The organism is Streptomyces sp. NPDC088350 (genome assembly GCF_044753545.1).
Taxonomy (GTDB): Bacteria; Actinomycetota; Actinomycetes; order Streptomycetales; family Streptomycetaceae; genus Streptomyces.
In genome coordinates, this window is sequence record NZ_JBIVNL010000003.1 from 522,973 (window position 1) to 544,782 (window position 21,810).

Below are 21,810 nucleotides of genomic sequence, written 5' to 3' on the forward strand. Positions count from 1 at the left end.
GGAAACAGAACGACGTTGGGGCCGTCAACGCAGGTCGGCGGCCTGCTCCTGGCTGTCGTCGAGGAAGCCGCCGGACTGGTGCTGCCACAGCTTCGCGTAGGCGCCCTCGGCCGCCAACAGCTGCTGGTGCGTGCCCTGTTCGACGATTCGGCCGCGGTCGAGGACGACCAGCCGGTCCATACCGGCGACGGTGCTCAGCCGGTGTGCGACGACGAGTGCCGTGCGCCCCTCCATGAGCCGCCACAGCGCCTCCTGGACGAGGATCTCGCTCTCGGAGTCGAGGGCGCTGGTGGCCTCGTCGAGCAGCAGGATCGGCGCGTCGCGCAGGATCGCCCGGGCGAGCGCGACCCGTTGGCGCTGTCCGCCGGACAACTTGATCCCGCGCTCCCCCACCATCGTCTCGAAGCCGTCCGGCAGGTGGTCGGCGAACTCGGTGACGTGCGCCGCCTCGGCCGCCCGGCGGACCTCGGCCTCGGTGGCGTCGGGCCGGGCGAAGGTGATGTTCTCGCGCAGGGTGCGGTGGAACATCGCCGGGTCCTGCGGTACGTAGGCGATGAGGCTGCGCAGGTCGGCCTGGCGCAGCCTGCTGATGTCCTGGCCGCCGATGAGGATGCGGCCGGCGTCGATGTCCGTCATCCGCAGCAGCAGCCGGCTGAGTGTGGTCTTGCCGCCGCCGGAGCGGCCGACGAGGCCGATCTTCGTGCCGCTGGGCACGGTCAGTTCGAGCCCGTCGAAGAGGGTGTCCGCGCCCGCGTGGGCGAAGGTCACGTTCTCGAAGCGGACGGACGCGGGCCGGGGCAGCAGCGGTTCGGGCGAGGCGGGGTCGACCACGGTCGGCGGGGCCAGCAGCAGCTCGGTGAACTGCGCGGCCTCGGTCATCGAGCTTTCCAGGCGCCGGTAGATCTGGTTGAACTCGAACATGATCCGCGTCGCGTTGCTGTAGTACGTGAAGGCCACGACCACCGCTTCGACGCCGTGCGTTCCGCCGCCGAGCGCGACGGCGAGCAGCAGCCCCAGCGCGTTGGTGAACACGGACAGGGGTGCGACCAGGGTGTCGATGCGCAGGTTGCCGTAGTCCCAGGAACGGAGGGTGAGTCGGCGGGACTGGGCGACGCGGGACCGGTGTTCGGCGGCCTCGCGTTCCTCGGCGGCGAACGCGCGGACCGTGTCCATGTTCATCAGGCTGTCGGCGACATGGCCGGACACCCGGGCGATGGCCTCCTCGCGCTCGTCGACGAGTGCCTGGCGGCGCCGGATGAGGGGCGCCACGACCAGGGCGGTGAACGCGATCATCGCCAACAGCCCCACGACGAGCAGGGGTTGATAGCGCCAGAGCACGACCGAGCCGAACAGCAGCGGCACCAGGCTGCCCACCACCTGGAACGTCATCGTGTCGACGAACTCCTCGAAGCGCGAGGCGAAGCTCAACACCCGCTTGGTGAGCGACCCGGCGAAGTTTTCGTGGAAGAACGCGGCGTCCTTGGCGAAGAGTTCGTCCATGCCGATCACATACAGGTGCTCGATGCCGAGGGCGTCCAGCCGGTTCAGGCAGTGCAGCCCGAGCCGCCACAACAGCTCGGCGAGCAGCAGGACTCCGGCGAACCCGAGGACGTACGGCAGCGTCGCGCCGACGCTGATTCCCGCGTCGCCGGCGATCCTGCCGACGAGCTTGGCGACGATCAGCGGCGCGATGTAGTTGATGCCGATGTTGCCCAGCGCCGGCAGCAGTGTGGCGGGCGCGGTCCAGCGGCGGAGCCGGGCCAACTCCCGTCCGTAGTAACGAAGTGCGAGTAACACCGAGCCTCTGCGCGGCCCGGCGACGCGCGGTTCAGGCGATCCCATCCCCACCCCGTGATGTCGACGGCAGCCCGGCATAAGGGCAGGCCGGAAGTGGCAGTGTCCCGCGTGGGCACCCGCGCGGTCCAAGCGTTTTTCCCTCAACAGCTGTGATGCGCACGGGGTTTGCGGGCCCTACGGTGACGTCATGGCGACCGATGCAGTGAGTGGGCCGATGCGGCTTCCCGACATGCCGTTGCACGATCCGTTCGTCGTGGCCGACGACGCGACGCGCACCTATCACCTCTATACGTCCAACGACCCGTCCGTGTCCGGCGTCGAGGGCGTCGGCACGATGATCTACCGCAGCCGTGACCTGCGCGACTGGACACGCCCCGACGTGGTGTTTCTGGCGGCGGAACAGAGCAAGCTCTGGGCGAGCGACGGTGGTTGGGCGCCGGAGGTGCACGCATGGGGCGGCAGGTACTACCTGTTCACCACGCTGCACGACGAGGACAGTCCGCTCCCCGTGCCGCCGACCGGCCGGTGGGGAACGCCGTTCCGGCTCGCGAACCATCTGCGCGGCACGATCACGGCCGTGTCCGAATCCCTGCTGGGCCCCTTCACGGTCGTCGACCCCACGCGCCCCACCCCGCCCGAACACCTCATGACCCTGGACGGCACGTTGTACGTCGACCCGTCCGGGCAGCCGTGGATGGTGTACGCGCACGAGTGGCTGCAGACCGTCGACGGCACGATGGAGGCGATCCGACTGGCCCCGGACCTGACCGGGACGATCGGCGACCCCGTCTTCCTGTTCAAGGGCTCGGACGCGTCCTGGATAGGTGAGCAGATCCCCGCCGGCGTGCCGCACCAACTCCCGCCCTACGTCACCGACGGCCCGCAGTTGCACCGCGCCCCCGGCGGTTCCCTGCTCATGCTGTGGTCGACGTACGAGAAGAACGTGGTCGGCGCGGACGGCACCCTCACCGGCGGGTACGTCCAGACCTACGCCGTCTCCAAGTCCGGTGCGATCGAGGGCCCTTGGGAGCAGCGGCGGCCCTTGGTGCGGGAGGACAGCGGGCACGGGATGCTGTTCCGGACGTTCGAGGGCCGGCTGATGATGATCCTGCACCGGCCGTTCGAGAACGCGCGGGGGAAGCTGTACGAGATGGAACTGGTGGGGCAGGAGTTGCGGGTGCTGGGGCAGCGGACGGACCTGGACGGCGGCGGCTGACCCTTCACGGGGTCGAGGCTCGCACAATCCGACGCGCCCGCGAAAGGTAAATATACACAAAAGGGATATATCTCTCACGAAAGAACAAGGAGCTTCCCGGCCGCCGGGGCTTGAGCATGACAACGATCCGAGCAGGACACATCGCTCACAACCCGCGAGCAATCGATTTCCCATAGCCAGCTGCCACGACACAGGTACGCCTCACAGCGCGGGCGGAATCCGATCACGCGGGGGGCGGAACCCGCCCGCGTACGCCTGGGCGATGACACGGTCGAGGGTGCCGAGCACCGAGCGGATGCGCACGGCCACAAGCTCGCCGGGGCGGTGGGTGCGAAGGCGCCGGCAGCCGGGTCGACTGCGGCGCGGGCGCCGCGCCTCGGCAAGCCCGGACGCGATACCGTCCGCCTCGGCCCCGTGCACACCGTGGGCCGGGTCGAGAGCCACGACGGAACGCCCGGCCGCCGGGTGCCGTACGGCCGGCGGGTTGACCCCCCGCGCAGCCGTGGAGTGTTCGACAGCCACAACCGGTCCGCCGATGCCTCTGCGTGCGCGGACCCTACCCGGCTGTCACCGCCCCAGCGGTGCACGAGCCGCACAGCCGGGCGCCGTCGGCACCGAGGTGCGCGTGGAGGAGGCATAGGCGAGTCGTCACGGCAAACCTTCCCGGCGGGTGGCACGCCCGAAGTCCGCGTGCACGTCCGCGCGCACGTCCGCGCGCACGCGCGGTTCAACCGGCCGGGGTCCGGACTCCGCGGTCGCGCTCCTGGAGCTCGATGCGGGTCAAGTCCTCGCGGTCGGGACGCCGTTCGTAGCACCGGTTGACGAGCCCGCCGCGCCCGCCGGCGTGGAACAGGGACACGGTCCAGGGAGCGTCGGGCAGCCTCACCCCACCTCCGCACGAACCCGCTCGGCAGCGCGGCGAAGGTCCACGAGCCGCTCCGGCCTTCCGTCGCCGGTTAAAGATGCGCCGCCCAATTACGAACAGAGCCTTGACACGTCCTCGAAACACAAGCATGCTCTGCCCACCGCTTAAAGCGCTTTAATAAATGCGGATCTTATGGATGACGGGCCGCCATACCACCCGCATGGCTCGCTCTCGACAACGCGTCTCCGACTCCGGAGACACACCCAACCCTCTGCTCCGGATCACCGTTGCCACAACAGGCGACAGGCCGTCCGCACGACAGCCACCCGACGCCACACCGTTGGCAGCGCGGGTGCAGGCAGGCGACCCGTCGCCATGGTTCGCGTGGGCCCGCCGCGTATACAACCGCACCGCTCCGCGCTCACGCCGTACGACTCCCCCCTCAGTCCACGCCTTGGCCTCTCATGCCCCGAGAGGACAAGGGCTCAGAGAGCAAGCCCGGGTGCACCTCGGATGCCGCCTCGTCGGCCCGGGCGCACGCCCACCGGGAATCACTTGAAGGAGTACCCCGCACATGGAACGCAAGCAGCCCCGACGACTGCTCGGTCGTCGTCCGTCCCGAAGAGCTCTGGGCGCGGTGAGCGTGCTCGCAGCAGCCGCGACCGCACTGACCGGGTGCGCCAGCGGCAAGGCCTCGGGCGGCGACACGGGCAAGGCGACGGCGTCGGCCGGGGTCGGAGCCACGTCCGGCACGAAGAGCGGTGGCAAGATCTCCATCTACGTCATCGGCGGCAAGTCCGACGACCCGTTCTGGTCCACGGTCAAGCGCGGGGTCGACGACGCGGCGAAGCTGGTGAAGTCGCAGGGTGGTTCCGTCACCTACCTCGGCCCGCAGAACTACGACAACCTCGGCCCCGACGCCGCCAAGTTGACGCTCACGGCCATCTCGCAGAACCCGTCGGCGATCCTCGTGCCGGACTGGGTGCCCGCGAACCAGAACTCCGCGATCAAGCAGGCCGTCGCCAAGGGCATCACGGTGCTCACCTACAACGCGGGAGGCATCGATGCGGCCAAGGCGGTCGGCGCCCTGAAGTACGTCGGGTCGGACGACTACGAGGCGGGCAAGGCCGGAGGCGTGAAGTTCGCCGAGGACGGCGCCAAGAACATCCTCTGCGTCAACACCGTGCCCGGCTCCGCCAACCAGGAGGCCCGCTGCAAGGGCATCAAGGACGGGGCCACCAGCAAGGGCTCCTCGTCGAAGCAACTGCCGCTGCCCTCCTCCAACTTCGGTAACCCCTCCGCCGTCTCGCAGGCGATCAAGGCCGCGCTCCTGCAGGACAGCAGCATCGACGCGGTGGTGACGATCGGCGTCGGGGACGCCGACAGCGCCGCCGCCGCGATCAAGCAGGCGAACGCCGTCAGCAAGGTCAAGCTCGGCACCTTCGACCTCTCGCAGAGCCAGCTCGACCGCATCAAGGCCGGCACCCAGGTCTTCGCCATCGACCAACAGCCCTATCTGCAGGGCTTCTACGTCGTCTCGATCGCCAACCAGTACCTGTCCTACGGGGTTCTCCCCCCGCAGAACCCGTTCCTGACGGGCCCTCTCCTGGTCACCAAGGACAACGTCTCCGAGGCGATCAACGGCACGAAGGCCGGCGTCCGCTGACGCACCCACCGGTGTCGGGCCCGGCCGGGCCCGGCACCTCTCCCCCGATCCTCCCCACGCACCACATCGAGATCCACGAAGGTGACCCACTCCGATGACAACCTCACTTCCCGACGCGACGGCCGAGAAAGAGACCGCAGTCGCCCCGCCGAAGCAGACCGAGAGCCCCGTGGGGCGGCTGCGTCATCGTCCCGAGGTCGGCGCGCTCATCGGAACGCTCAGCGTCTTCGTCTTCTTCGCCATCTTCGGAGGCGAGAAGTTCCTCGCCCCGGCGGGCGCGGCGAGCTGGCTGAACATCGCGGCGGAGCTGGGCATCATCGCCATCCCGGTCGGCCTGCTGATGATCGCCGGTGAGCTCGACGTGTCCGTCGGCTCGGTTCTGGCCGGCAGTTCGATGACGCTGGCGATCGTCTCCGGGTACTGGGGCGCACCGTTGTTCGTCGGCATCCTGTGCGCCCTCGGGCTCGGACTGCTGACGGGCCTGATCAACGGCATCCTCGTCACCCGTACCAACGTCCATTCCCTGGTCGTCACGCTGGCCACCCTCTCCGGGCTGGCCGGTCTCACCCTCGGCCTGTCCCGCGTCACCACCGGCACCACCAGCGTCGCCATCAGCCCCGACCCGCTGTCGAAAGCCCTGTTCGGGCACATGATCGCCGGTCAGTTCGAGGTGGCGATCTTCTGGTGGCTCGGCCTGGCCGTACTGGTCACGGTGGTGCTCCAGGGAATGAAGTACGGCAACTGGATCTTCGCCATCGGAGGGGACAAGGAGAGCGCCCGCGCCACCGGCATCCCGGTCGACAAGGTCAAGATCGCGCTCTACATGGCCAGCGGCTTCGGCGCGGCCCTCGTCGGTGTGATCCAGACGATCCTCTACAACGGCGCCCAGGTCGCCAACGGCCAGTCCTTCGTCTTCAACTCCATCATCGCCGTGGTCATCGGCGGCGTACTGCTGACCGGCGGATACGGGTCCGTCATCGGCGTCGTCCTCGGGACACTGACCTTCGCCATCGTCAACCAGGGCATCTACTACACCGGCTGGAACTCCGACTGGGCGAGCCTGATCCTCGGCATCCTCATCCTCGCCGCCGTCCTGATGAACAACACCTTCCGCCGCCTCGCCCTGTCCTACAAGCCCCGCACCGCGAAGAAGGCCTGACCATGACCACACCCCTTCTCCGTCTCACCGGCGTCGGCAAGTCCTTCCTCGGTACACACGCCCTCCAGGACATCTCCCTGGACGTGCACGCCGGGAAGGTGCTGTGCCTGCTCGGGGACAACGGCGCCGGCAAGTCCACGCTCATCAAGATCCTCTCCGGGTTCCACAAGCCCAGCACCGGGACCATCGAACTCAACGGTGAGAAGACCGAGTTCGACAGCCCGCGCGACGCCAGCAACCAGGGCATCGCCACCGTCCACCAGTTCGGTGGCACCTTCCCTCTCATGGGCGTCGGCCGCTGCTTCTTCGTGGGCGCCGAACCCACCAAGGGCTTCGGTCCGTTCCGGCTCTTCGACAAGAAGCTGGCGGGCGAGATCGCCGTACGCGAGATGCAGTCCCTCGGCATCACCCGCGTCACGGACGGCAGCCGGCTGGTGGGCAGTCTCTCCGGCGGCGAGCGCCAGGCCCTGGCCATCGCACGGGCCGTCTACTTCGGCGCCAACGTCCTCATCCTCGACGAGCCCACGGCGGCCCTCGGCGTCAAGGAGGCCGCGCACGTCCTGCGGATCGTCATGCAGGCCCGCGCCAAGGGCGTCGCGGTCATCCTCGTCACCCACAACGTGCGCCACGCCATGATGGTCGGCGACCACTTCGCCGTCCTGATCCGCGGTCAGAAGGCCGACGACTTCCGCAAGGGCGAGCGTACCCGCGAGGAGATCACCGACCTCATGGCCGGCGGCGAGGCCATGGCGGACCTGGAGGCCGAACTCGCCCAGCTCCAGGCCGATGCCTGAAGCGACCGGCACGGATCCGACCGTCGCGGGTGAACCGGTGCGTATGCGTCCCGAGGCGGAGACACTCACCCACAGCGCGACCTGAGCGCGGTTCGCGCCACCAAGCAGCCCGTACCGGGCGGAGCTCGCTCTCCGCCCGGTACGGGCCTTTACCAATGATCAAGGGGCGGTGCCGGATTCCTCCGACACCGCCCCTCACCAGCGACTCCATCGAGTCGGGACGACAGGATTTGAACCTGCTACCCCTTGACCCCCAGGAGTGAGGGCCATAGGAACTACCTGCACATATCAGGCAGAACTAGGGTGCTCAACGTGCGTCCCCGCGTGTGCTGTTCAGAGTCGCGGGTGCCGTGTGGTCCCCAACTGGTCCCCACTCCATTGGGGTCGACGACGGACGTTGACCTATCGCAAAGATATCCCGCGCGGACGAGCAGACGGCGCATGGGGCAACTCCCCTGACGGCACTCTGGGACGGTTCCACGACAAGACCCAGTGAGCCTTTTCCAACCTCACGCTGATGGGTGGTGAAGGACGAGGACGGCCTTCGCTACGTTGGTGATTCGGTTGGTGCTGCAGCGGAGCTTCCGCAGGAGGCGCCAGCCCTTGAGGGTGGCGATGGCCCGCTCGCCGAGGCAGCGCATCTTGGCGTGGGTGGTGTTGTGGCGGCGCTTCCATCGCTTGAGGCGGCTGCCTCGAAACGGTACGCGGACGGGTCCGCCGGCGCCTTGATATGCCTTGTCCGCCCAGCATTTGAGTCCGGCGTCGGCGAGGGCTTCGATGATGCCGTGCTGCCGCGCGGCGGTGAGGTCGTGAGTCGAGCCGGGCAGAGCCGGCGAGGTCCAGAGCAGTCGTCCGAACGGATCGGCGAGGACCTGGACGTTCATGCCGTGGCGTTTGTGTTTCCCGGAGTAGTACGGGGTGTCGGCGGCGATGCGGTCGATCGGCAGCAGGGTGCCGTCGAGGATGACGAATGCCTTCGTCCGGATCGTTTTCATGACCTCGGCCAGGGACGGGGCGAGGGCGGCCAGGGCCTCGACGGCTTCACGTATGTAGCGGTGGACGGTCGCGATCCCGATGCCGAACCCGGCAGCGAGCTGGGCGTAGGTGTCACCGCACCGCAGGTGGGCCAGGGCGGGCAGTGCCTGACGTGCGGCGGGAAGGCGCCGCCACCGCGTTCCGGTCTCCTGCCGCCGGGCTGCCAGTTGTCCGGTCAGGAACCGCAGGGTGCGGCTGGACAGATCAATCGAGGACGGGTGGACACGGGTGATCTTGGTCGAGAAACCGTCTGCCAGGAGCTTCGTCGTTGCGCAGGACAGTCCAACTCGCGGTCAGGCACCGCAGCTTGAAAAAGGCTCACTGGCCGAATCTGCCGGGAGCGGTTCCGGCCGCCGGGTTGATTAACTGGCCATCCGCGTTCGCGCTGGATTTATTGGGATTGCGGAAAGCGTGCGGATTTTCCTGATCCGCTCGCGCCGCCTCAATCAAGAACTCAAGGTCTCCCTCCTTACGCTTCGCAGGCCATGACCTGGTGGGTGACCGGTTCGAAGAAGCTCAGTGAAGCGGCCCACCGCGGCAAGGCCTCGGCGGGCCGCTTTGGCGGCACCGCTATGTCATTGTGCTTCTCGTGGTGGACGACTGCAGCACGGTGCACTCGGAATCCCACCAGGGAAGTTCTTTGCGTACCTCGTTCAGAGTGCGCTCAGAATAGTCCGGTGGAGCTTCCGGGGTTCCGTCGACATCGAGGAGGTGGAAGTCCGCTGCCTTGCCGCTGACGGAAAGTTCACCGTCCGGGAAAAGGCCTATGCGCATCTGCCATAGGCGCCGGGACGTCGCGGGAGCGCTCGACATGATCGTGAAGGCGATCAGCGTGCGCTCGAGCGGCTCTTCGCTCCATTGGAAGGAGTGCAGTCCGCGTACCACAAGCAGCGCAGCGTTCCCTGTGCGGTATTGCAGGGCTGTACGCATGTCCAGGAGCAGCCCGGCACGGCCGGTCAGGGGACACATTCTGCAGTCGAGGAGGCCGACTTCCTGCAGGGCGTCGGACTCTTGCAGGGGATCCCAGTCGATGGGGTCCGCTGATGCGCCGTCAGCGGCGCCAGTGAAGAGGTCTTCGATACGGGTCATGGGATGGGGATGTGGTTGTAGGGGTCAGCGTTGGAGATGCCGACCTTACCCGTAATTGGGTTCATAGCTTGGCCGTCAGTGTTCATGTAGATCACGTATCCGTTGGGATACTGGTACTTGCCCTTAGTGACGGGATCCATCACTCGGACGTACGCCACCTTGGGGTCAAGGCCGTTGGCGACAGCCTCGCTCTTCTTGATCTCGTAGACCCAGCCCTTCCCCTTGTCGCTGACAGCGACAGCTTTACGCCCCTTGGGCAGCCAGAGCTTCTCGCCCTTGGGCCCGATCACGTCGGCGATGAGACACCGGCTGTTGTGGACCAGGACAGGGACGTTCCCGGCGAGCACGTAGTACGAGTGCAGGCCCTCGACAGTGAAGTTATAGGTGCGCGCGTGCTGGTAGAAGAACCGCGCGGCCTGGACGGTGACGGTGTCGCCGTCGTCCGTGCGCAGCGTCATGCCGCTCTTCAGATCGGCCGCGCCGACCCACGCCTGCTCCGACTCGGACCAGAAGGGGTGTTCTTCGGTCGCCGTCAGTCTCTTCTCGCCGTGGGGCGTGGTGAGGAGAAGTTCGGTGAAGTACTTGTCGTCCTCGGTGACGATCAGATCCGTGACCTTGTGCGGCCCTGACTCCCGTGTGGCGGGGTCAGTGGCCAGTACCTCGTCGCCGACCTGGACGGACTCGATGTTCTTCGTCGAACCGTCGGCCAGGAGAACCTTGGTGCCGGCGAGGAAGCACTCTGCGCACTTCTGCGCCAGGCGTGCGGCCCGGCTGCTGTCGATCGCGCCCTCGACACCCTCGACACTCTTCTTGAGGAGCTTGAGCTTGCCGACAGGAAGGAAACTCATCGCTGCCAGGGCGCACTGCCCCAGGTGCGGATTCTCGACGCACTTCTTGGCGTCGTTGAGGCCCAGGATCTCCCAGGCGATTTCCTTCATCGTCGGGTCGATCGTGGGAAACACGAGTTCCTGGCCGGCCAGAGCGCACGGCGGGAGGCTATCCCGGTTCACCGGGATGTAGCACTTGGGCTTGCTCTCCCGCTCCTTCTTCCGCCGTTCCGCAGCCACCCGACGCGCCTCGGCTTGTTCCGCCTCCCGCTTGGTGACCACGTCCTGCCATGCGGCGGAAGCGTCCTTTGCCGCCGCCTCCGAGCTCTTGCCTGCGGCGATCGCATCGGCGTGTGCCCGGTCGCTCGACTCCTTCGCTTCGTATGCCGAGGTCTGCGCGTAGTCGGCGGAGAACTCCGCCTGGGCGGCGGATTCCTCGGCGGCGGCGGCGTCTTGGTCGGCGCGGTCGGCGGCGGCCCGCGCGGTGGTGGCGGAGGCCTTGGCCTGGGTGGCGCTGACCTCGGCCCGGTCGGCGGCCTTGTCGGCGTCGGCGGCGTAGCCCGCGGCTTCCGTGGCGCTCTTCGCCGCGTCGTTCTTCGCCTTCTCGGCGTCGGCAGCGGCGCCCTTGGCCTCGAAGGCGGCCTGTGCGGCGAGGTGGCTGTTCCTGCGGGCGCCGGCCGCGATCTCCTGGCCCTCGGCGATGAGCCGTTCGACCTGGGCGATGTGGTTGTCGGCGAGTTGGTCCTTGCGGTCGGCCATGTACTGTCCGGCTTCGACGAACGAGTGGACCTCGTCCGCGGACCCGGCCAGAGCGATCTTGGCCGTGGACTTCACCTCGGGGCCGCCGTCGTTGTACAGCTTGCTCGCCGTCACCCTCTCGTCGGTCTGACGGGCCGCGTACTGACCGTTGTGGAGAAAGCCGAGCAGTGCTTGGGTGCTGCCGTCCTCCAACGCCTTCTTGGCCGATTCCTTGACACCAGGGCCGCCGTCGTTGAAGAGCTTGGAGACCGCGACGCGGTAGTCGGCGTTGGCGACCTGGTGTTGGCCGCTGGTGTAGAAGTCGAGAAGCTGCTGGGGAGTACCGTTGAGCGCCTCGGTCGCAGCGGTCCGCACTGCCGCGTAGGGACTGTCCGAGGCGAGGTCGGAAACCTGCTGGCGGGTCTCGTCCGCGACAGCCTTGTCCCAGCCCGTCTTCAGGTACGCGATCACGTCGGTGTCTGTGCCGGACAGGGCCTGGGCGGCGGCGTCCTTGCGCCAGGAGCCGAAGTACTGCATCGCCCGAAGCGCTACGGCACGCCCCCTGGATGCGATCGCTGCCTCGTCGGCGCCGGGCTTGCCGGCGTCGGCGGCCAGGGTCTTGGTGTCGTCGACGATCGACTGGCCTTCCAGCACCGTCTTGGAGACCTCGACGGTGAAGGTGTCGGCGGTGGCCTTGTGGGTCATCGCGGACTCGACGCCCGCATTGGTGCGTGTCTTGAGGTCCTCGGCCTCGGCCTCCCTGGCGATGGCGAAGGTCTTCTGCGCGGTCGTGACCGCTGCGGTGGCGGTGTCCGCCGCACGCTTGGCCGCAGCGGCCTGCTTGGTGGCCTCCGCTGCCTGATCGGCCGCCTCTCCGGCGTGTTTGGCCGCGTCGTCGGCGGCGTCCGCCGCGTTCTCGGCGTGCGTGGCGGCCGAATTGGCGGCATCCCGCGCCTCGTTGGCAGCGGTGGCCGACTTGCGGGCCAGCGCCTCGGCAGCGGTGGCGGCACGGTCGGCCTCCGCGGCGTGACGGCGGGTCTCCGCGGCAGCGGCGCGCGCCTCGGCCGAGGAACCCCCGGCGGCAGCCGCGTAGTCGGCCGCCTGATCGGCCGCGGTCGCGGCCTTGTTGGCGTTGCCGGTCGCGCTGCGCGAGGCGGCTGCCGCGTCCGCGGCGGCCAGCGACGCCTTGCCGGCCTGCTCGGCGGCACGGGCCGACTTCTTCGCCAGTTCGCCCGCCTTACGCGCGTCGGCGGCTCGGTCCTGGGCGGCCTGCGCCTTGGTCTTGTCCTTGCTCGCGGCATACGCCGCGTTCGAGGCCCGGCCGGCTGCCTCGGCCGCCGCCGCGGCAGCGCTGGCGGTCTGCGCCGCGGCCAGCGACGCCCGCCGCGCGGAGGCGTTGGCCGCGTTCGCCGCACCGATCGCCTGCTGCGAGGCCTCGGCCGCCGCGCGGGCCGCGTCCGCGGCCTGCATGGCCTTCACCGACGCACGGTTCGCGTCGTTCTTCGCCGCCTCGGTCTCCTTGGCCGCCTTCTGCGCGGCCTCCAGCGCGAGTGCCGCGGCCGCGATCGCCTTGGAGGACGCCTCCTCGGCCTTCTCCGTCGCTTCTTCGGCCTGCTTGCCCGCCTTCTCCGCCTGCTCGGTCAACTGCGCGATCGTGGCGTATTCCTGGTCACGGTTGCGCGCGACGAACTGGCCGACTTCGAGGAACTCGACGATGTCGTCGGGAGTGCCCCGCAGCGCGAGCTTGGCGGCCGCCTTCACGTTGGGGCCGCCGAAGTTGTACAGCTTGCTGACCTCGACCCGGTCGTCGGTCTCCCGCGCCTTGAACTGACCGACCGTCAAGAACTGCTTGACGTCAGCGGCTGTGCCCAGCAACGCCTTCTTGCCCGCGTCCTGCACGCCGGGGCCGCCGAAGTTCACGACGCGGCTGGCCTCCACCCGCTGGTCCTGCTCGTACGGAGCCTTCCAGCCGCTGTCCAGGAACGCCTCGATGTCGGCGGGGGTCCCCGCCAGCGCGCGCTTCGCGGCCTCTCGTACCGCCGGACCGCCGGCGTTCACGACACGGGAGGCATCTACCCGGTCGTCGATCTGCTGGATGGCGGGCGCGTCCGTGAGGAACTGACGAATGCCGTCGTCAGAGCCCAGGAGTGCTTTCTCGGCAGCCTCCTTGATGCCCGTGCCCCCATCGAGCCAGTAGCCCACTACCAAGCCACGGTTCGCGTTTGATGGGGCTTCGTCCGCCGCGGTAGCCGGAGCCGTGCCCAGGAGCGTTGCTGCGAGCGTGGCGGACAGCACGGTGGCGCAGGCAGCACGGAGACCTATCACCCGCCGTGGAACCTTTCGCCGCATTTCGAGTATTCGCCCCATTTGCCTTGTAGGCAGGGTTTCTTTCACTTGACGATCCTTCAGTGATCAATCACCACCGACCGTAGGCCGTCCGGAAATGGACGCGATGGCGACCCGCGTCCGGTTGGGGCGGATCGCCGTGAGGCGCGTGCGGCGGTGAAGTCTTGGCGCACCTGCGGGAGTTGATGCACCGTCGGGCAATGCCGGCCGCGCAGGTGATGGGTATCGCGGGGCATCCAGGGGTGGACATTACACGAACTTTACTTAAGCCAAGCAACATGATTACCTTGCCGTCGCATTTGATCCACATGTCATCCACCTGTGAGGAATCCATGTCGACGCCCCGTGCCCGGAAGTCCCTTCTGGGCGGTCTGACGGCCGCCCTCGTGCTGGGCCTTGGCGCCACCGCACTCGCCCTCCCGCAGAGCGCGCCCGCAGCCACGCGGACCGCCGCGACCGCCGACGGCATGCCGGTCGCAGTCGAGGACTTCAGCTACCCCGGCGCCGCCAAGGTCCAGCAGGAACGCGGGGTCACCCTCAAACGCGGCGACGGGCACATCTGGCTCACCGACGTGACCACCCTCAACGACTGCGTCGACGCCTCGGACATCGCGATCGAGGCGCGCACAGGCGTCTACTGCTTCAAGACCAACGCCAAGTCCGGCTATCTGACACTTGAGTTGCCCGACACCTTCAACATCTGGACCCAGGCCCATCCGGTGAGGGCCACGCTGACCGCAGAGGGCAAGGACACCGTCGTCAACGCCCCGGCGGACGACCTCACGCCGGTCGGCGAGTCAGGTGACACCGGCCTCCGCTCGACCCTGGTCGAGATCCGCGTCACCGGCTGACCGCCCGAGGTCGCAGCCGTGCGACGGCCTCCCCGCCCCTGGCTCCGGAACGCCGCCGAGGCGTACCGGTCAAGGCCTCACCGCACTCACTCACACCTATTCACCTGAAGCGAACGTCGGTTCGCCGACCATCGAAGACTCATGAGGAACAGATATGTCTGGCAAGCGTTCTCGCACCGCGCGGGTGGCAGCACTGCTCACCGCGGCGGTCTCGGCCGCCGGAGCCCTCACCGGTACCACCGCGCAGGCACTGGGTGGTGACGCTGCCACGAGTGGGGCCTCCAACTTCACCGCGAAGATCGACATCGGTGACGGTGCGCGGGCCTGTTCGGGCACGCTCATCAACAACCAATGGATGATCACCGCGGCGAGCTGCTTCGCCGACGATCCGGCCCAGGCCACGTCCCTTCCGGCCGGTGCTCCGAAGCTGAAGTCGACCGCGACCATCGGCCGGACCGATCTCACCACTGCCACCGGCGAGGTCCGCGACATCACCCAGCTGATACCGCGGACCGACCGCGACCTGGTCCTGGCGAAACTCTCCGCCCCGGTCTACGGCCTGTCGTTCCTGCACCCCGCCACCAGTGCCCCGGTCGCGGGCGAGGCGCTCAAGGGCGCCGGGTACGGACGGACCAAGGACACCTGGGTCCCCGACACCCTGCACTCGGCCGTCTTCACCAGCAAGACCGTGGAAGCAACGACTCTGGGCATCGACGGGACTCCCATCTGCAAGGGCGACACCGGAGCCCCCGTCTTCCGGGAGAAGGACGGCCGCTCCGAGCTTGCCGCGATCGCCACCAACTCATGGCAGGGCGGCTGCCTGGGTTCGGACGAGACCCGCACGGGCGCCGCCGCCAGCCGCGTGGACGACATCCGCGCCTGGATCACCGAGAACACCGCCTCCACGCTGAGTAGTTGGAACACCCAGATGCTCGCCAAGACCAGCACCGGCCTCTACCACGGCATGCGGAATAGCAACGGCGACTGGACCGGCTTCGCCGATGTGCAGAAAGTCGCCGGAACCGTCACCGACATCGCGTACGCGGCCGACGCGGCGATCAAGGGCAAGAACTACATCTTCGCCGTCGGCGGTGACGGCCACGTCTACGAGGCCAACCGGCGCCCCACCGGCGGCTGGGACGCCTTCCGCGACCTGACCAATGAGCTCGGAGCCAAACCCGCGTTCACCAAGATCGCCGTCACCTCCACCGGACCCGGCCTGGCCCTGATCGGCCTCGCCGGCGGCAAGGTCTACCACGCCACCCAGGACGCGGACGAGAAGTGGTCGAAGTGGGGCGACGTCACCAACCTGCTCGGCGCACTCGACGACATCACCCAGGTCACCACCGGACAGACGACCGGCGGAGACACCCAGATCGGTGTCGTCTCCGGCACCAAGGCCTACCACGCCATCCGCCACTCCGACGGCACCTGGTCCAAGTGGGGCCACATCAACCAGGCCGCCACCAACATCGGCCCGGTCAACGGCATGGCCTTCGCCGGCATCGGCGGCGACCTCCAGGTCGTCCTCACCAACAGCACCGGCGGCATCAAGCACGGCATCCGCGCGGCGGACGGCACCTGGAGCGCCTTCGGCAGCCTCAACAGCAGGCTCGGCGCCGACACCATGGTCAGCGTCGGCGCGGCCGCGGTGTCCGGAGAATTCCAGACCGCCGTCGTCACCCCCGACGGCAGGATCAAGCACACCCTGCGCCACGCCAACGGCAAGTGGGACGCCACCGAACAGGTCATCGGCTACCCCGGCAGCCCCCAGAGCGTCGCCCTCACCGGCAGCGCCGGCTAGGACCGTCCGGCTGACGGCTCCGGGGGCCAACGCCGGTGCCGTCAGCCTGTTCCAGCGGCCCGATCGCCGCTGGGTGATCCCGCGATCCGGAGTGAGTCCGGTCAGTGAGCCTTTTTCAAGCTGCGGTGCCTGACCGCGAGTTGGACTGTCCTGCGCAACGACGAAGCTCCTGGCAGACGGTTTCTCGACCAAGATCACCCGTGTCCGCCAGGAGCTTCGCGTGCTTGTCCACCCGTCCTCGATTGATCTGTCCAGCCGCACCCTGCGGTTCCTGACCGGACAACTGGCAGCCCGGCGGCAGGAGACCGGAACGCGGTGGCGGCGCCTTCCCGCCGCACGTCAGGCACTGCCCGCCCTGGCCCACCTGCGGTGCGGTGACACCTACGCCCAGCTCGCTGCCGGGTTCGGCATCGGGATCGCGACCGTCCACCGCTACATACGTGAAGCCGTCGAGGCCCTGGCCGCCCTCGCCCCATCCCTGGCCGAGGCCATGAAAACGATCCGGACGAAGGCATTCGTCATCCTCGACGGCACCCTGCTGCCGATCGACCGCATCGCCGCCGACACCCCGTACTACTCCGGGAAACACAAACGCCACGGCATGAACGTCCAGGTCCTCGCCGATCCGTTCGGACGACTGCTCTGGACCTCGCCGGCTCTGCCCGGCTCGACTCACGACCTCACCGCCGCGCGGCAGCACTGCATCATCGAAGCCCTCGCCGACGCCGGACTCAAATGCTGGGCGGACAAGGCATATCAAGGCGCCGGCGGACCCGTCCGCGTACCGTTTCGAGGCAGCCGCCTCAAGCGATGGAAGCGCCGCCACAACACCACCCACGCCAAGATGCGCTGCCTCGGCGAGCGGGCCATCGCCACCCTCAAGGGCTGGCGCCTCCTGCGGAAGCTCCGCTGCAGCACCAACCGAATCACCAACGTAGCGAAGGCCGTCCTCGTCCTTCACCACCCATCAGCGTGAGGTTGGAAAAGGCTCACTGTCCGAGGGAAAGGACAGCGAAGAAGAGGCCCATGAATGGCTCCAGGCCATCATCGAGGCCGCAGAGGCCGGCCTGAGCCCGTCGCAGGCCACCATGAAGCTCGCCGAATACGGTGAAGCGAACATGGACCTCGCCCTGCGCGGCCTGGAGTTGAAAACGCTGGACCCCTACCTGTTGGGGTGGCGGATGCGCGTGGTCCCCGCCCTGGGCCACCTCGCGGTACGGATGATCACCAATGGTGTCGTCGACCGCACTGTGCAGAACTGGATCGCCGACGAGCACAGCCGCTCCACGGTGAAGAACACTATCGCCGTCCTGGTCCGCGTCATGGAGCAGGCAGTCCGCGACGGCATCATCAAGGTCAACCCCGCCCAGGTGACCGGCTGGCAGAAGCTCTACAAGCAGGCCGAGGACGAACTCCTCGACCCACGGGCACTGGCCCTGCCCGACTGGGAGACCCTCATTGCGCTGGCCAACGCGCTCGTGGCCGCCTCCCACGACCAGTACCGCGGCTGGGGAGACGTGGTCATCTTCGCCGCGTGCACCGCCGCACGGATCGGCGAGGTCTCCGGTTGCCGCGTCGGGGACATCGACACCACCCAGTGGATCTGGACCGTGCGGCGCCAGACCACACCCGCGCCCGGTGGGCTGACCGACAAGGGCACCAAGGGCAAGCGGGCCCGCAAGGTTCCCATCGTCGAGGAGATCCGCCCCCTCGTCGCTCAGCGTGTCCTGTCCGCCGGCCCGAGTCCCGATGCCCGTCTGTTCACCGGTCCGCGCGGCGGACGCATCTCCACCGCCGTCCTGCGCGACGCCACACACTGGGACGACGTGGTCACCAAGCTCGGGTACGAGCACCTGCGCCGCCACGACCTCCGGCACACCGGACTGACCTGGTTCGCCGACGCCGGAGTCCAGGTGCACGTCCTGCGCAGGATCGCCGGCCACGGCTCTCTGACCACCACTCAGCGCTACCTGCACCCCGACGTACACAAGATCACGGCCGCCGGGGCTGCGCTCTCCGCACACCTCAGCGTGCTGCGCGCACCGCGCTCGCTGCCGAGCCCGATCGTCGTGACCCGCTGACCCCGGTCAAGGCCCCCTGGTCCCCACCTGGTCCCCAAGAATGATCAAGGGCCGGTTTCGGATGCCTCCGAAACCGGCCCTGACCTGCGACTGTCTCCAGTCGGGACGACAGGATTTGAACCTGCGACCCCTTGACCCCCAGTCAAGTGCGCTACCAAGCTGCGCCACGTCCCGTTCGTGCCGCACCCGTTCGTCCGGGTGAACACGCTGGTTAACCCTACCGCATGCGCAGGGTCACTTCGGTGGGGTCGGGGTGTCGTGGGTGCGGTACATGGCCTGGATGTCCAGTTCCAGTTGGACGGTGGGGCCGACGACGGCGATGCCGCGGGCGAGCATGCTTCGCCAGTTCAACGTGTAGTCCTCGCGGTGCAGTTCGGCCGTGGCGAGGGCCGCGCAGCGGAGTTCCTCGGCGTAGCCGCCGTTGACCGTGCCGAGGTAGGTGGTGTCGAGGTTCACCGAGCGGCTCACGCCGTGCATCGTCAGCGAACCCTGCAACGTCCACTTGCTGCCGCCCCGGTAGGCGAACCGGGTGCTGGTGAAGTCGATGTACGGGTAGCGCTCCACGTCGAGGAAGTCGCCGGAGCGCAGATGGTTGTCCCGCGTGGTGTTGCCCGTGGTGATGCTGGACGCGTCGATACGGACGTCGACCCGGGACTCGGCCATCTCCTGGGCGATCTGGATACCGCCCTGGAAACGCTCGAACCGGCCGTGCACATGGGCCATGCCGACATGCTTGGCGATGAAGCGGATCGCGGTGTGCGGCGGGTCGAAGAGCCAGGTGCCGGGCGGCGGGAGTTCCTGGGCGCGGCCGGGCTGGAGCCAGACGCGTTCGGCGGGTTCGGCGGTTCCGGCGGTGATCTCGACCGTCTCCTGGTGCGGCTGGAGTCCCTGGGCCGAGACGAGGAGGCTGTAGCGGCCGGGCGGCAGGGCCGCGAGGAAGAAGCCGTACGGGTCGGTCGTCCCGGAGGCGGCGACGCGATGCGAGTCGAGGGCCGTCACGGTCACCTCGGCGGCGGCCATGGGCGAGCCCATCGGGTCGACGATCTCACGGCCGAGTCCGCCCGCGCCGGGCGGAAGGGGGAGCGAGAGGCCCGACGCCGTGGCGGGGGCTCCTTGGGGCAGCCAGCGCCTGAGTAGCGCGAGGGCCATGGTGATCACCTTTCTTCACAGCGGTCGTACCCTGCCGATCTTGAAGGCCCCGGCGGCGATACGGGTGTCTCACATCGAGACACCCGTTCCACCGGCCTCCGCGTAGCGGCGGACGATCGGCTCCAGATAGTCCGCGTGCGGGCCCGTCAGGTCCGGGAGTTGGGCCGTCGAACGGATCAGGGCGACGCGGTCCAGTTCCGGGTCGCGGCCTTGTGCCGTCTCCGCCGCCGCCATGGCCTCGTACCGCTCGCGCAGCCGTTCCGCCGGGAGGGACGGGGCGCGGAACAGGACGCCGATGCCGCCGTTCCCGGCGCGGGTGACGTTCCAGAAGGTGAGGTCGTCGGGCGGGGTGTCGATGCCGGTCTCCTCGATCAACTCCCGTGCGGCGTGGCGGTGCAGGGCCCTCATGTCGAGCGGTGCGTCGCCTTCGGGGGGTTCGAGCGAGCCGCCGGGAAGTTGCCAACGTCCGGGTGCCGCCGTTGAGTTCGCCATCCGGCCGACCAACAGGCTTCCGTCGTCGGCCGGTTGGAGGACGGCGACGAAGAAGGACGGCAGCCACGAGGTCGAGAACGGGACGCGCCGCAGGGCGAAGTGCCGGTACGTCGTCCTGGCCCAGGAGACCGTCAGGTCGTGCGGCCCCTCCCGGTCCGCTCCCGCGCACACCAGGACCGGTCCGTCGAAGAAACTCGGGTTGACCCGCACCAGCCCGTCCCACACCTCGTTCATGGCCAGCCGCTCCTCGGGGGTGAGCCGGGGAGCGGCCGATTCGACGAGGCGGAGCCGGTGGACGTCCAGGAGTTCGGCGCCGGGGCGCCGCGCGCTCTGTTCGATCATCGGCTCATGCTGGCACACCGGCCGGGTCAGTTGAGGGCGCCGGGAGCCATCACCGACGCTTCCTCCTCCGCCTTCAGGAGCGCCGGCTCGGAGCCGCCGACGGTCTTTCCTCCGCTACGGCCGGCCCGCCGCACCGGCACCATGAGCGCGGCCAGCGCCGCCGCCAGGCACAGCACCGCGAGCAGGGCGAACCCGTGGGTGTACCCGGAGCCGTAGGGCAGCCCGGAGGCCTGGAGGTGGCCGGTGACCAGGACGCTGGTGACGGCCGCGCCGATCGAGCCGCCGATGGTGCGGATGTTGGCGTTCATGCCGGTCGCGGCGCCGGTCTGCTCGGGCGGGACGCTGCCGACGATGAGGTTGGCCATGGAGGCGAAGGCGAGTCCGATGCCGAAGCCGAAGATGCCCGCGACGAGGCCGATCTGCCACTGCTGGTCGTGCCAGAGGGTGAGGATGCCGCACGCGACCGCGCCGAGTGCGGCACCGGTGGTGAGCAGTGCCTTGGCACCGACCACGGGTTCCAGCCGGCCGCTGAGCACACCGGAGACGAACATCGCGATCAGCATCGGCAGCATCAGGAGTCCGGACGCGGTCACGCCGGCGCCGAAGCCGTATCCGGCGGACTCGGGGGTCTGCACGAAGCCGGGCAGGAAGGACCAGATCGCGTACATGCCCGCGCCGAACAGCAGCGCGGCGGTGTTGGTGGTCCACACCGAGGGCAGGCGCATCACCTTCAGGTCGATGAGCGGGCTGCGGGAGCGGGCCTCCGAGAACAGCCAGGCCGCGAAGAGTACGACGGCTGCGGCGAACAGTCCGACGACCCGCACGGAGCCCCAGCCCCAGCGGCCGGCCTGGCTCAGCGGCAGCAACAGGGCGACCAGCCAGCCCGAGAGGAGTACGGCGCCGAGCCAGTTGACGTTTCCGACGGCGCGGCTGGGCGACTCGGGGACGTAGCGCAGGGCGATGAGGGTGGTGACGGCCACGATGCCGACGGGGAACCAGAACAGCCAGCGGTAGTCGAGCGCGGACACGATGGGACCGGCGGCCACCATGCCGACGCCACCGCCCGCGGCGATCACGGCGGACAAGTTGCTGATGCTGCTGGGGACTCGGGGCGCTTCGAACTCGTCGCGGATGATGCCGAAGGACAGCGGGAACAGCGCGCCGCCGACGCCCTGGACGACCCGGGCGACGATCAGTACGCCGATGTTCGGCGCGAGCGCGGCGACCAGACAGCCGGCCAGCACGGCCAGGAGGACGGCGACGAGAGTGCGCTTCTTGCCGACGAGGTCGCCGACGCGGCCGAGTATCGGGGTGAAGACCGAGGCGGACAGCAGATAGGCCGTCATCACCCAGGTCGCGGTGGACTGGGAGGTGTGCAGCGCGTGCTGGACGGTCGGCAGGGCCGGTGCGATCAGCGACTGCAGCATGGAGAACACGCCCGCACCGGTCGCGAGGACCGCGAAGGTGAGGCGGGTGGACTTGCGGGGCATGGAGAGCCTCTCCGAAAACAAGCGAACGGGGTGCGGCCGCACGGATCCGCGGCTGACGCGCCCACACTG

General features: G+C 68.6%; 17 protein-coding genes and 1 tRNA gene. 8 read left to right on the forward strand and 10 right to left on the reverse strand.

The window, feature by feature from the left end; all coding sequences use genetic code 11:
- Positions 1 to 24 precede the first annotated feature (24 nt).
- Positions 25 to 1,842: an ABC transporter ATP-binding protein gene (locus ACIQBL_RS12240; protein WP_401939951.1), complete on the reverse strand. Its 1,818-nt coding sequence runs from the start codon at positions 1,840 to 1,842 to the stop codon at positions 25 to 27.
- A gap of 142 nt (positions 1,843 to 1,984) precedes the next feature.
- Between ACIQBL_RS12240 and ACIQBL_RS12245 the strand changes: the two genes are divergently transcribed.
- Complete coding sequence (locus ACIQBL_RS12245; RefSeq protein ID WP_401939954.1) at positions 1,985 to 3,013, forward strand: glycoside hydrolase family 43 protein; 1,029 nt, start codon at positions 1,985 to 1,987, stop codon at positions 3,011 to 3,013.
- Between the two features lie 201 nt (positions 3,014 to 3,214).
- Here ACIQBL_RS12245 and ACIQBL_RS12250 read toward each other — a convergent pair whose 3' ends face one another.
- Positions 3,215 to 3,535, reverse strand: a complete 321-nt coding sequence (locus ACIQBL_RS12250; protein WP_401939957.1) for a hypothetical protein — start codon at positions 3,533 to 3,535, stop codon at positions 3,215 to 3,217.
- A gap of 205 nt (positions 3,536 to 3,740) precedes the next feature.
- Entirely contained in the window at positions 3,741 to 3,899 is a 159-nt protein-coding gene (locus ACIQBL_RS12255; protein WP_401939959.1) for a hypothetical protein, read from the reverse strand.
- A 553-nt stretch (positions 3,900 to 4,452) separates the two neighbouring features.
- Between ACIQBL_RS12255 and ACIQBL_RS12260 the strand changes: the two genes are divergently transcribed.
- From ACIQBL_RS12260 to ACIQBL_RS12270, 3 genes are all read left to right on the forward strand, one after another.
- Positions 4,453 to 5,544 (forward strand): sugar ABC transporter substrate-binding protein, encoded by a 1,092-nt coding sequence (locus tag ACIQBL_RS12260; protein ID WP_401939961.1) that lies wholly within the window; start codon positions 4,453 to 4,455, stop codon positions 5,542 to 5,544.
- Positions 5,545 to 5,638: 94 nt separating this feature from the next.
- Positions 5,639 to 6,703: an ABC transporter permease gene (locus tag ACIQBL_RS12265; RefSeq protein ID WP_401939964.1), complete on the forward strand. Its 1,065-nt coding sequence runs from the start codon at positions 5,639 to 5,641 to the stop codon at positions 6,701 to 6,703.
- A gap of 2 nt (positions 6,704 to 6,705) precedes the next feature.
- A complete protein-coding gene (locus ACIQBL_RS12270) occupies positions 6,706 to 7,497 on the forward strand; it encodes an ATP-binding cassette domain-containing protein (RefSeq protein ID WP_401939966.1) in 792 nt (263 codons plus the stop codon).
- Between the two features lie 509 nt (positions 7,498 to 8,006).
- On the opposite strand, the gene ACIQBL_RS12275 is transcribed toward ACIQBL_RS12270, so the two are convergent.
- From ACIQBL_RS12275 to ACIQBL_RS12285, 3 genes are all read right to left on the reverse strand, one after another.
- Positions 8,007 to 8,765: a transposase family protein gene (locus ACIQBL_RS12275; RefSeq protein WP_401940708.1), complete on the reverse strand. Its 759-nt coding sequence runs from the start codon at positions 8,763 to 8,765 to the stop codon at positions 8,007 to 8,009.
- Between the two features lie 337 nt (positions 8,766 to 9,102).
- Positions 9,103 to 9,621: a hypothetical protein gene (locus tag ACIQBL_RS12280; RefSeq protein ID WP_401939969.1), complete on the reverse strand. Its 519-nt coding sequence runs from the start codon at positions 9,619 to 9,621 to the stop codon at positions 9,103 to 9,105.
- A complete protein-coding gene (locus ACIQBL_RS12285; RefSeq protein ID WP_401939972.1) occupies positions 9,618 to 13,388 on the reverse strand; it encodes a polymorphic toxin-type HINT domain-containing protein in 3,771 nt (1,256 codons plus the stop codon). The genes ACIQBL_RS12280 and ACIQBL_RS12285 overlap by 4 nt, the downstream gene beginning before the upstream one ends.
- Positions 13,389 to 13,864: 476 nt before the next feature.
- Between ACIQBL_RS12285 and ACIQBL_RS12290 the strand changes: the two genes are divergently transcribed.
- From ACIQBL_RS12290 to ACIQBL_RS12305, 4 genes are all read left to right on the forward strand, one after another.
- The gene (locus tag ACIQBL_RS12290) at positions 13,865 to 14,383 is read left to right on the forward strand and encodes a hypothetical protein (protein ID WP_401939975.1); all 519 of its coding nucleotides are present in this window, start codon (positions 13,865 to 13,867) and stop codon (positions 14,381 to 14,383) included.
- Between the two features lie 154 nt (positions 14,384 to 14,537).
- Positions 14,538 to 16,187, forward strand: a complete 1,650-nt coding sequence (locus ACIQBL_RS12295; RefSeq protein WP_401939976.1) for a S1 family peptidase — start codon at positions 14,538 to 14,540, stop codon at positions 16,185 to 16,187.
- A 220-nt stretch (positions 16,188 to 16,407) separates the two neighbouring features.
- The gene (locus ACIQBL_RS12300) at positions 16,408 to 17,163 is read left to right on the forward strand and encodes a transposase family protein (protein WP_401939979.1); all 756 of its coding nucleotides are present in this window, start codon (positions 16,408 to 16,410) and stop codon (positions 17,161 to 17,163) included.
- A 112-nt stretch (positions 17,164 to 17,275) separates the two neighbouring features.
- Positions 17,276 to 18,268, forward strand: coding sequence for a tyrosine-type recombinase/integrase (locus ACIQBL_RS12305; protein ID WP_401939982.1), 993 nt, complete (start codon positions 17,276 to 17,278; stop codon positions 18,266 to 18,268).
- Between the two features lie 100 nt (positions 18,269 to 18,368).
- Here the strand turns inward: ACIQBL_RS12305 and ACIQBL_RS12310 are convergent.
- From ACIQBL_RS12310 to ACIQBL_RS12325, 4 genes are all read right to left on the reverse strand, one after another.
- A tRNA-Pro gene (locus tag ACIQBL_RS12310) sits at positions 18,369 to 18,442 on the reverse strand.
- A gap of 60 nt (positions 18,443 to 18,502) precedes the next feature.
- Positions 18,503 to 19,417, reverse strand: coding sequence for a YceI family protein (locus ACIQBL_RS12315; protein WP_401939983.1), 915 nt, complete (start codon positions 19,415 to 19,417; stop codon positions 18,503 to 18,505).
- A gap of 69 nt (positions 19,418 to 19,486) precedes the next feature.
- Complete coding sequence (locus ACIQBL_RS12320) at positions 19,487 to 20,251, reverse strand: NUDIX domain-containing protein (protein WP_401939985.1); 765 nt, start codon at positions 20,249 to 20,251, stop codon at positions 19,487 to 19,489.
- Positions 20,252 to 20,277: 26 nt separating this feature from the next.
- Complete coding sequence (locus tag ACIQBL_RS12325) at positions 20,278 to 21,741, reverse strand: MFS transporter (RefSeq protein ID WP_401939987.1); 1,464 nt, start codon at positions 21,739 to 21,741, stop codon at positions 20,278 to 20,280.
- Between the last annotated feature and the right edge of the window lie 69 nt (positions 21,742 to 21,810).

Coding starts and splice junctions, on each gene's coding strand:
- ACIQBL_RS12315 (WP_401939983.1), bottom strand. CDS start 19,417: ATGGCCCTCGCGCTACTCAGGCGCTGGCTGCCCCAAGGAGCCCCCGCC.
- ACIQBL_RS12320 (WP_401939985.1), bottom strand. CDS start 20,251: ATGATCGAACAGAGCGCGCGGCGCCCCGGCGCCGAACTCCTGGACGTC.
- ACIQBL_RS12270 (WP_401939966.1), top strand. CDS start 6,706: ATGACCACACCCCTTCTCCGTCTCACCGGCGTCGGCAAGTCCTTCCTC.
- ACIQBL_RS12265 (WP_401939964.1), top strand. CDS start 5,639: ATGACAACCTCACTTCCCGACGCGACGGCCGAGAAAGAGACCGCAGTC.
- ACIQBL_RS12245 (WP_401939954.1), top strand. CDS start 1,985: ATGGCGACCGATGCAGTGAGTGGGCCGATGCGGCTTCCCGACATGCCG.
- ACIQBL_RS12240 (WP_401939951.1), bottom strand. CDS start 1,842: ATGGGATCGCCTGAACCGCGCGTCGCCGGGCCGCGCAGAGGCTCGGTG.
- ACIQBL_RS12290 (WP_401939975.1), top strand. CDS start 13,865: ATGTCGACGCCCCGTGCCCGGAAGTCCCTTCTGGGCGGTCTGACGGCC.
- ACIQBL_RS12325 (WP_401939987.1), bottom strand. CDS start 21,741: ATGCCCCGCAAGTCCACCCGCCTCACCTTCGCGGTCCTCGCGACCGGT.
- ACIQBL_RS12295 (WP_401939976.1), top strand. CDS start 14,538: ATGTCTGGCAAGCGTTCTCGCACCGCGCGGGTGGCAGCACTGCTCACC.
- ACIQBL_RS12280 (WP_401939969.1), bottom strand. CDS start 9,621: ATGACCCGTATCGAAGACCTCTTCACTGGCGCCGCTGACGGCGCATCA.
- ACIQBL_RS12305 (WP_401939982.1), top strand. CDS start 17,276: ATGAAGCTCGCCGAATACGGTGAAGCGAACATGGACCTCGCCCTGCGC.
- ACIQBL_RS12260 (WP_401939961.1), top strand. CDS start 4,453: ATGGAACGCAAGCAGCCCCGACGACTGCTCGGTCGTCGTCCGTCCCGA.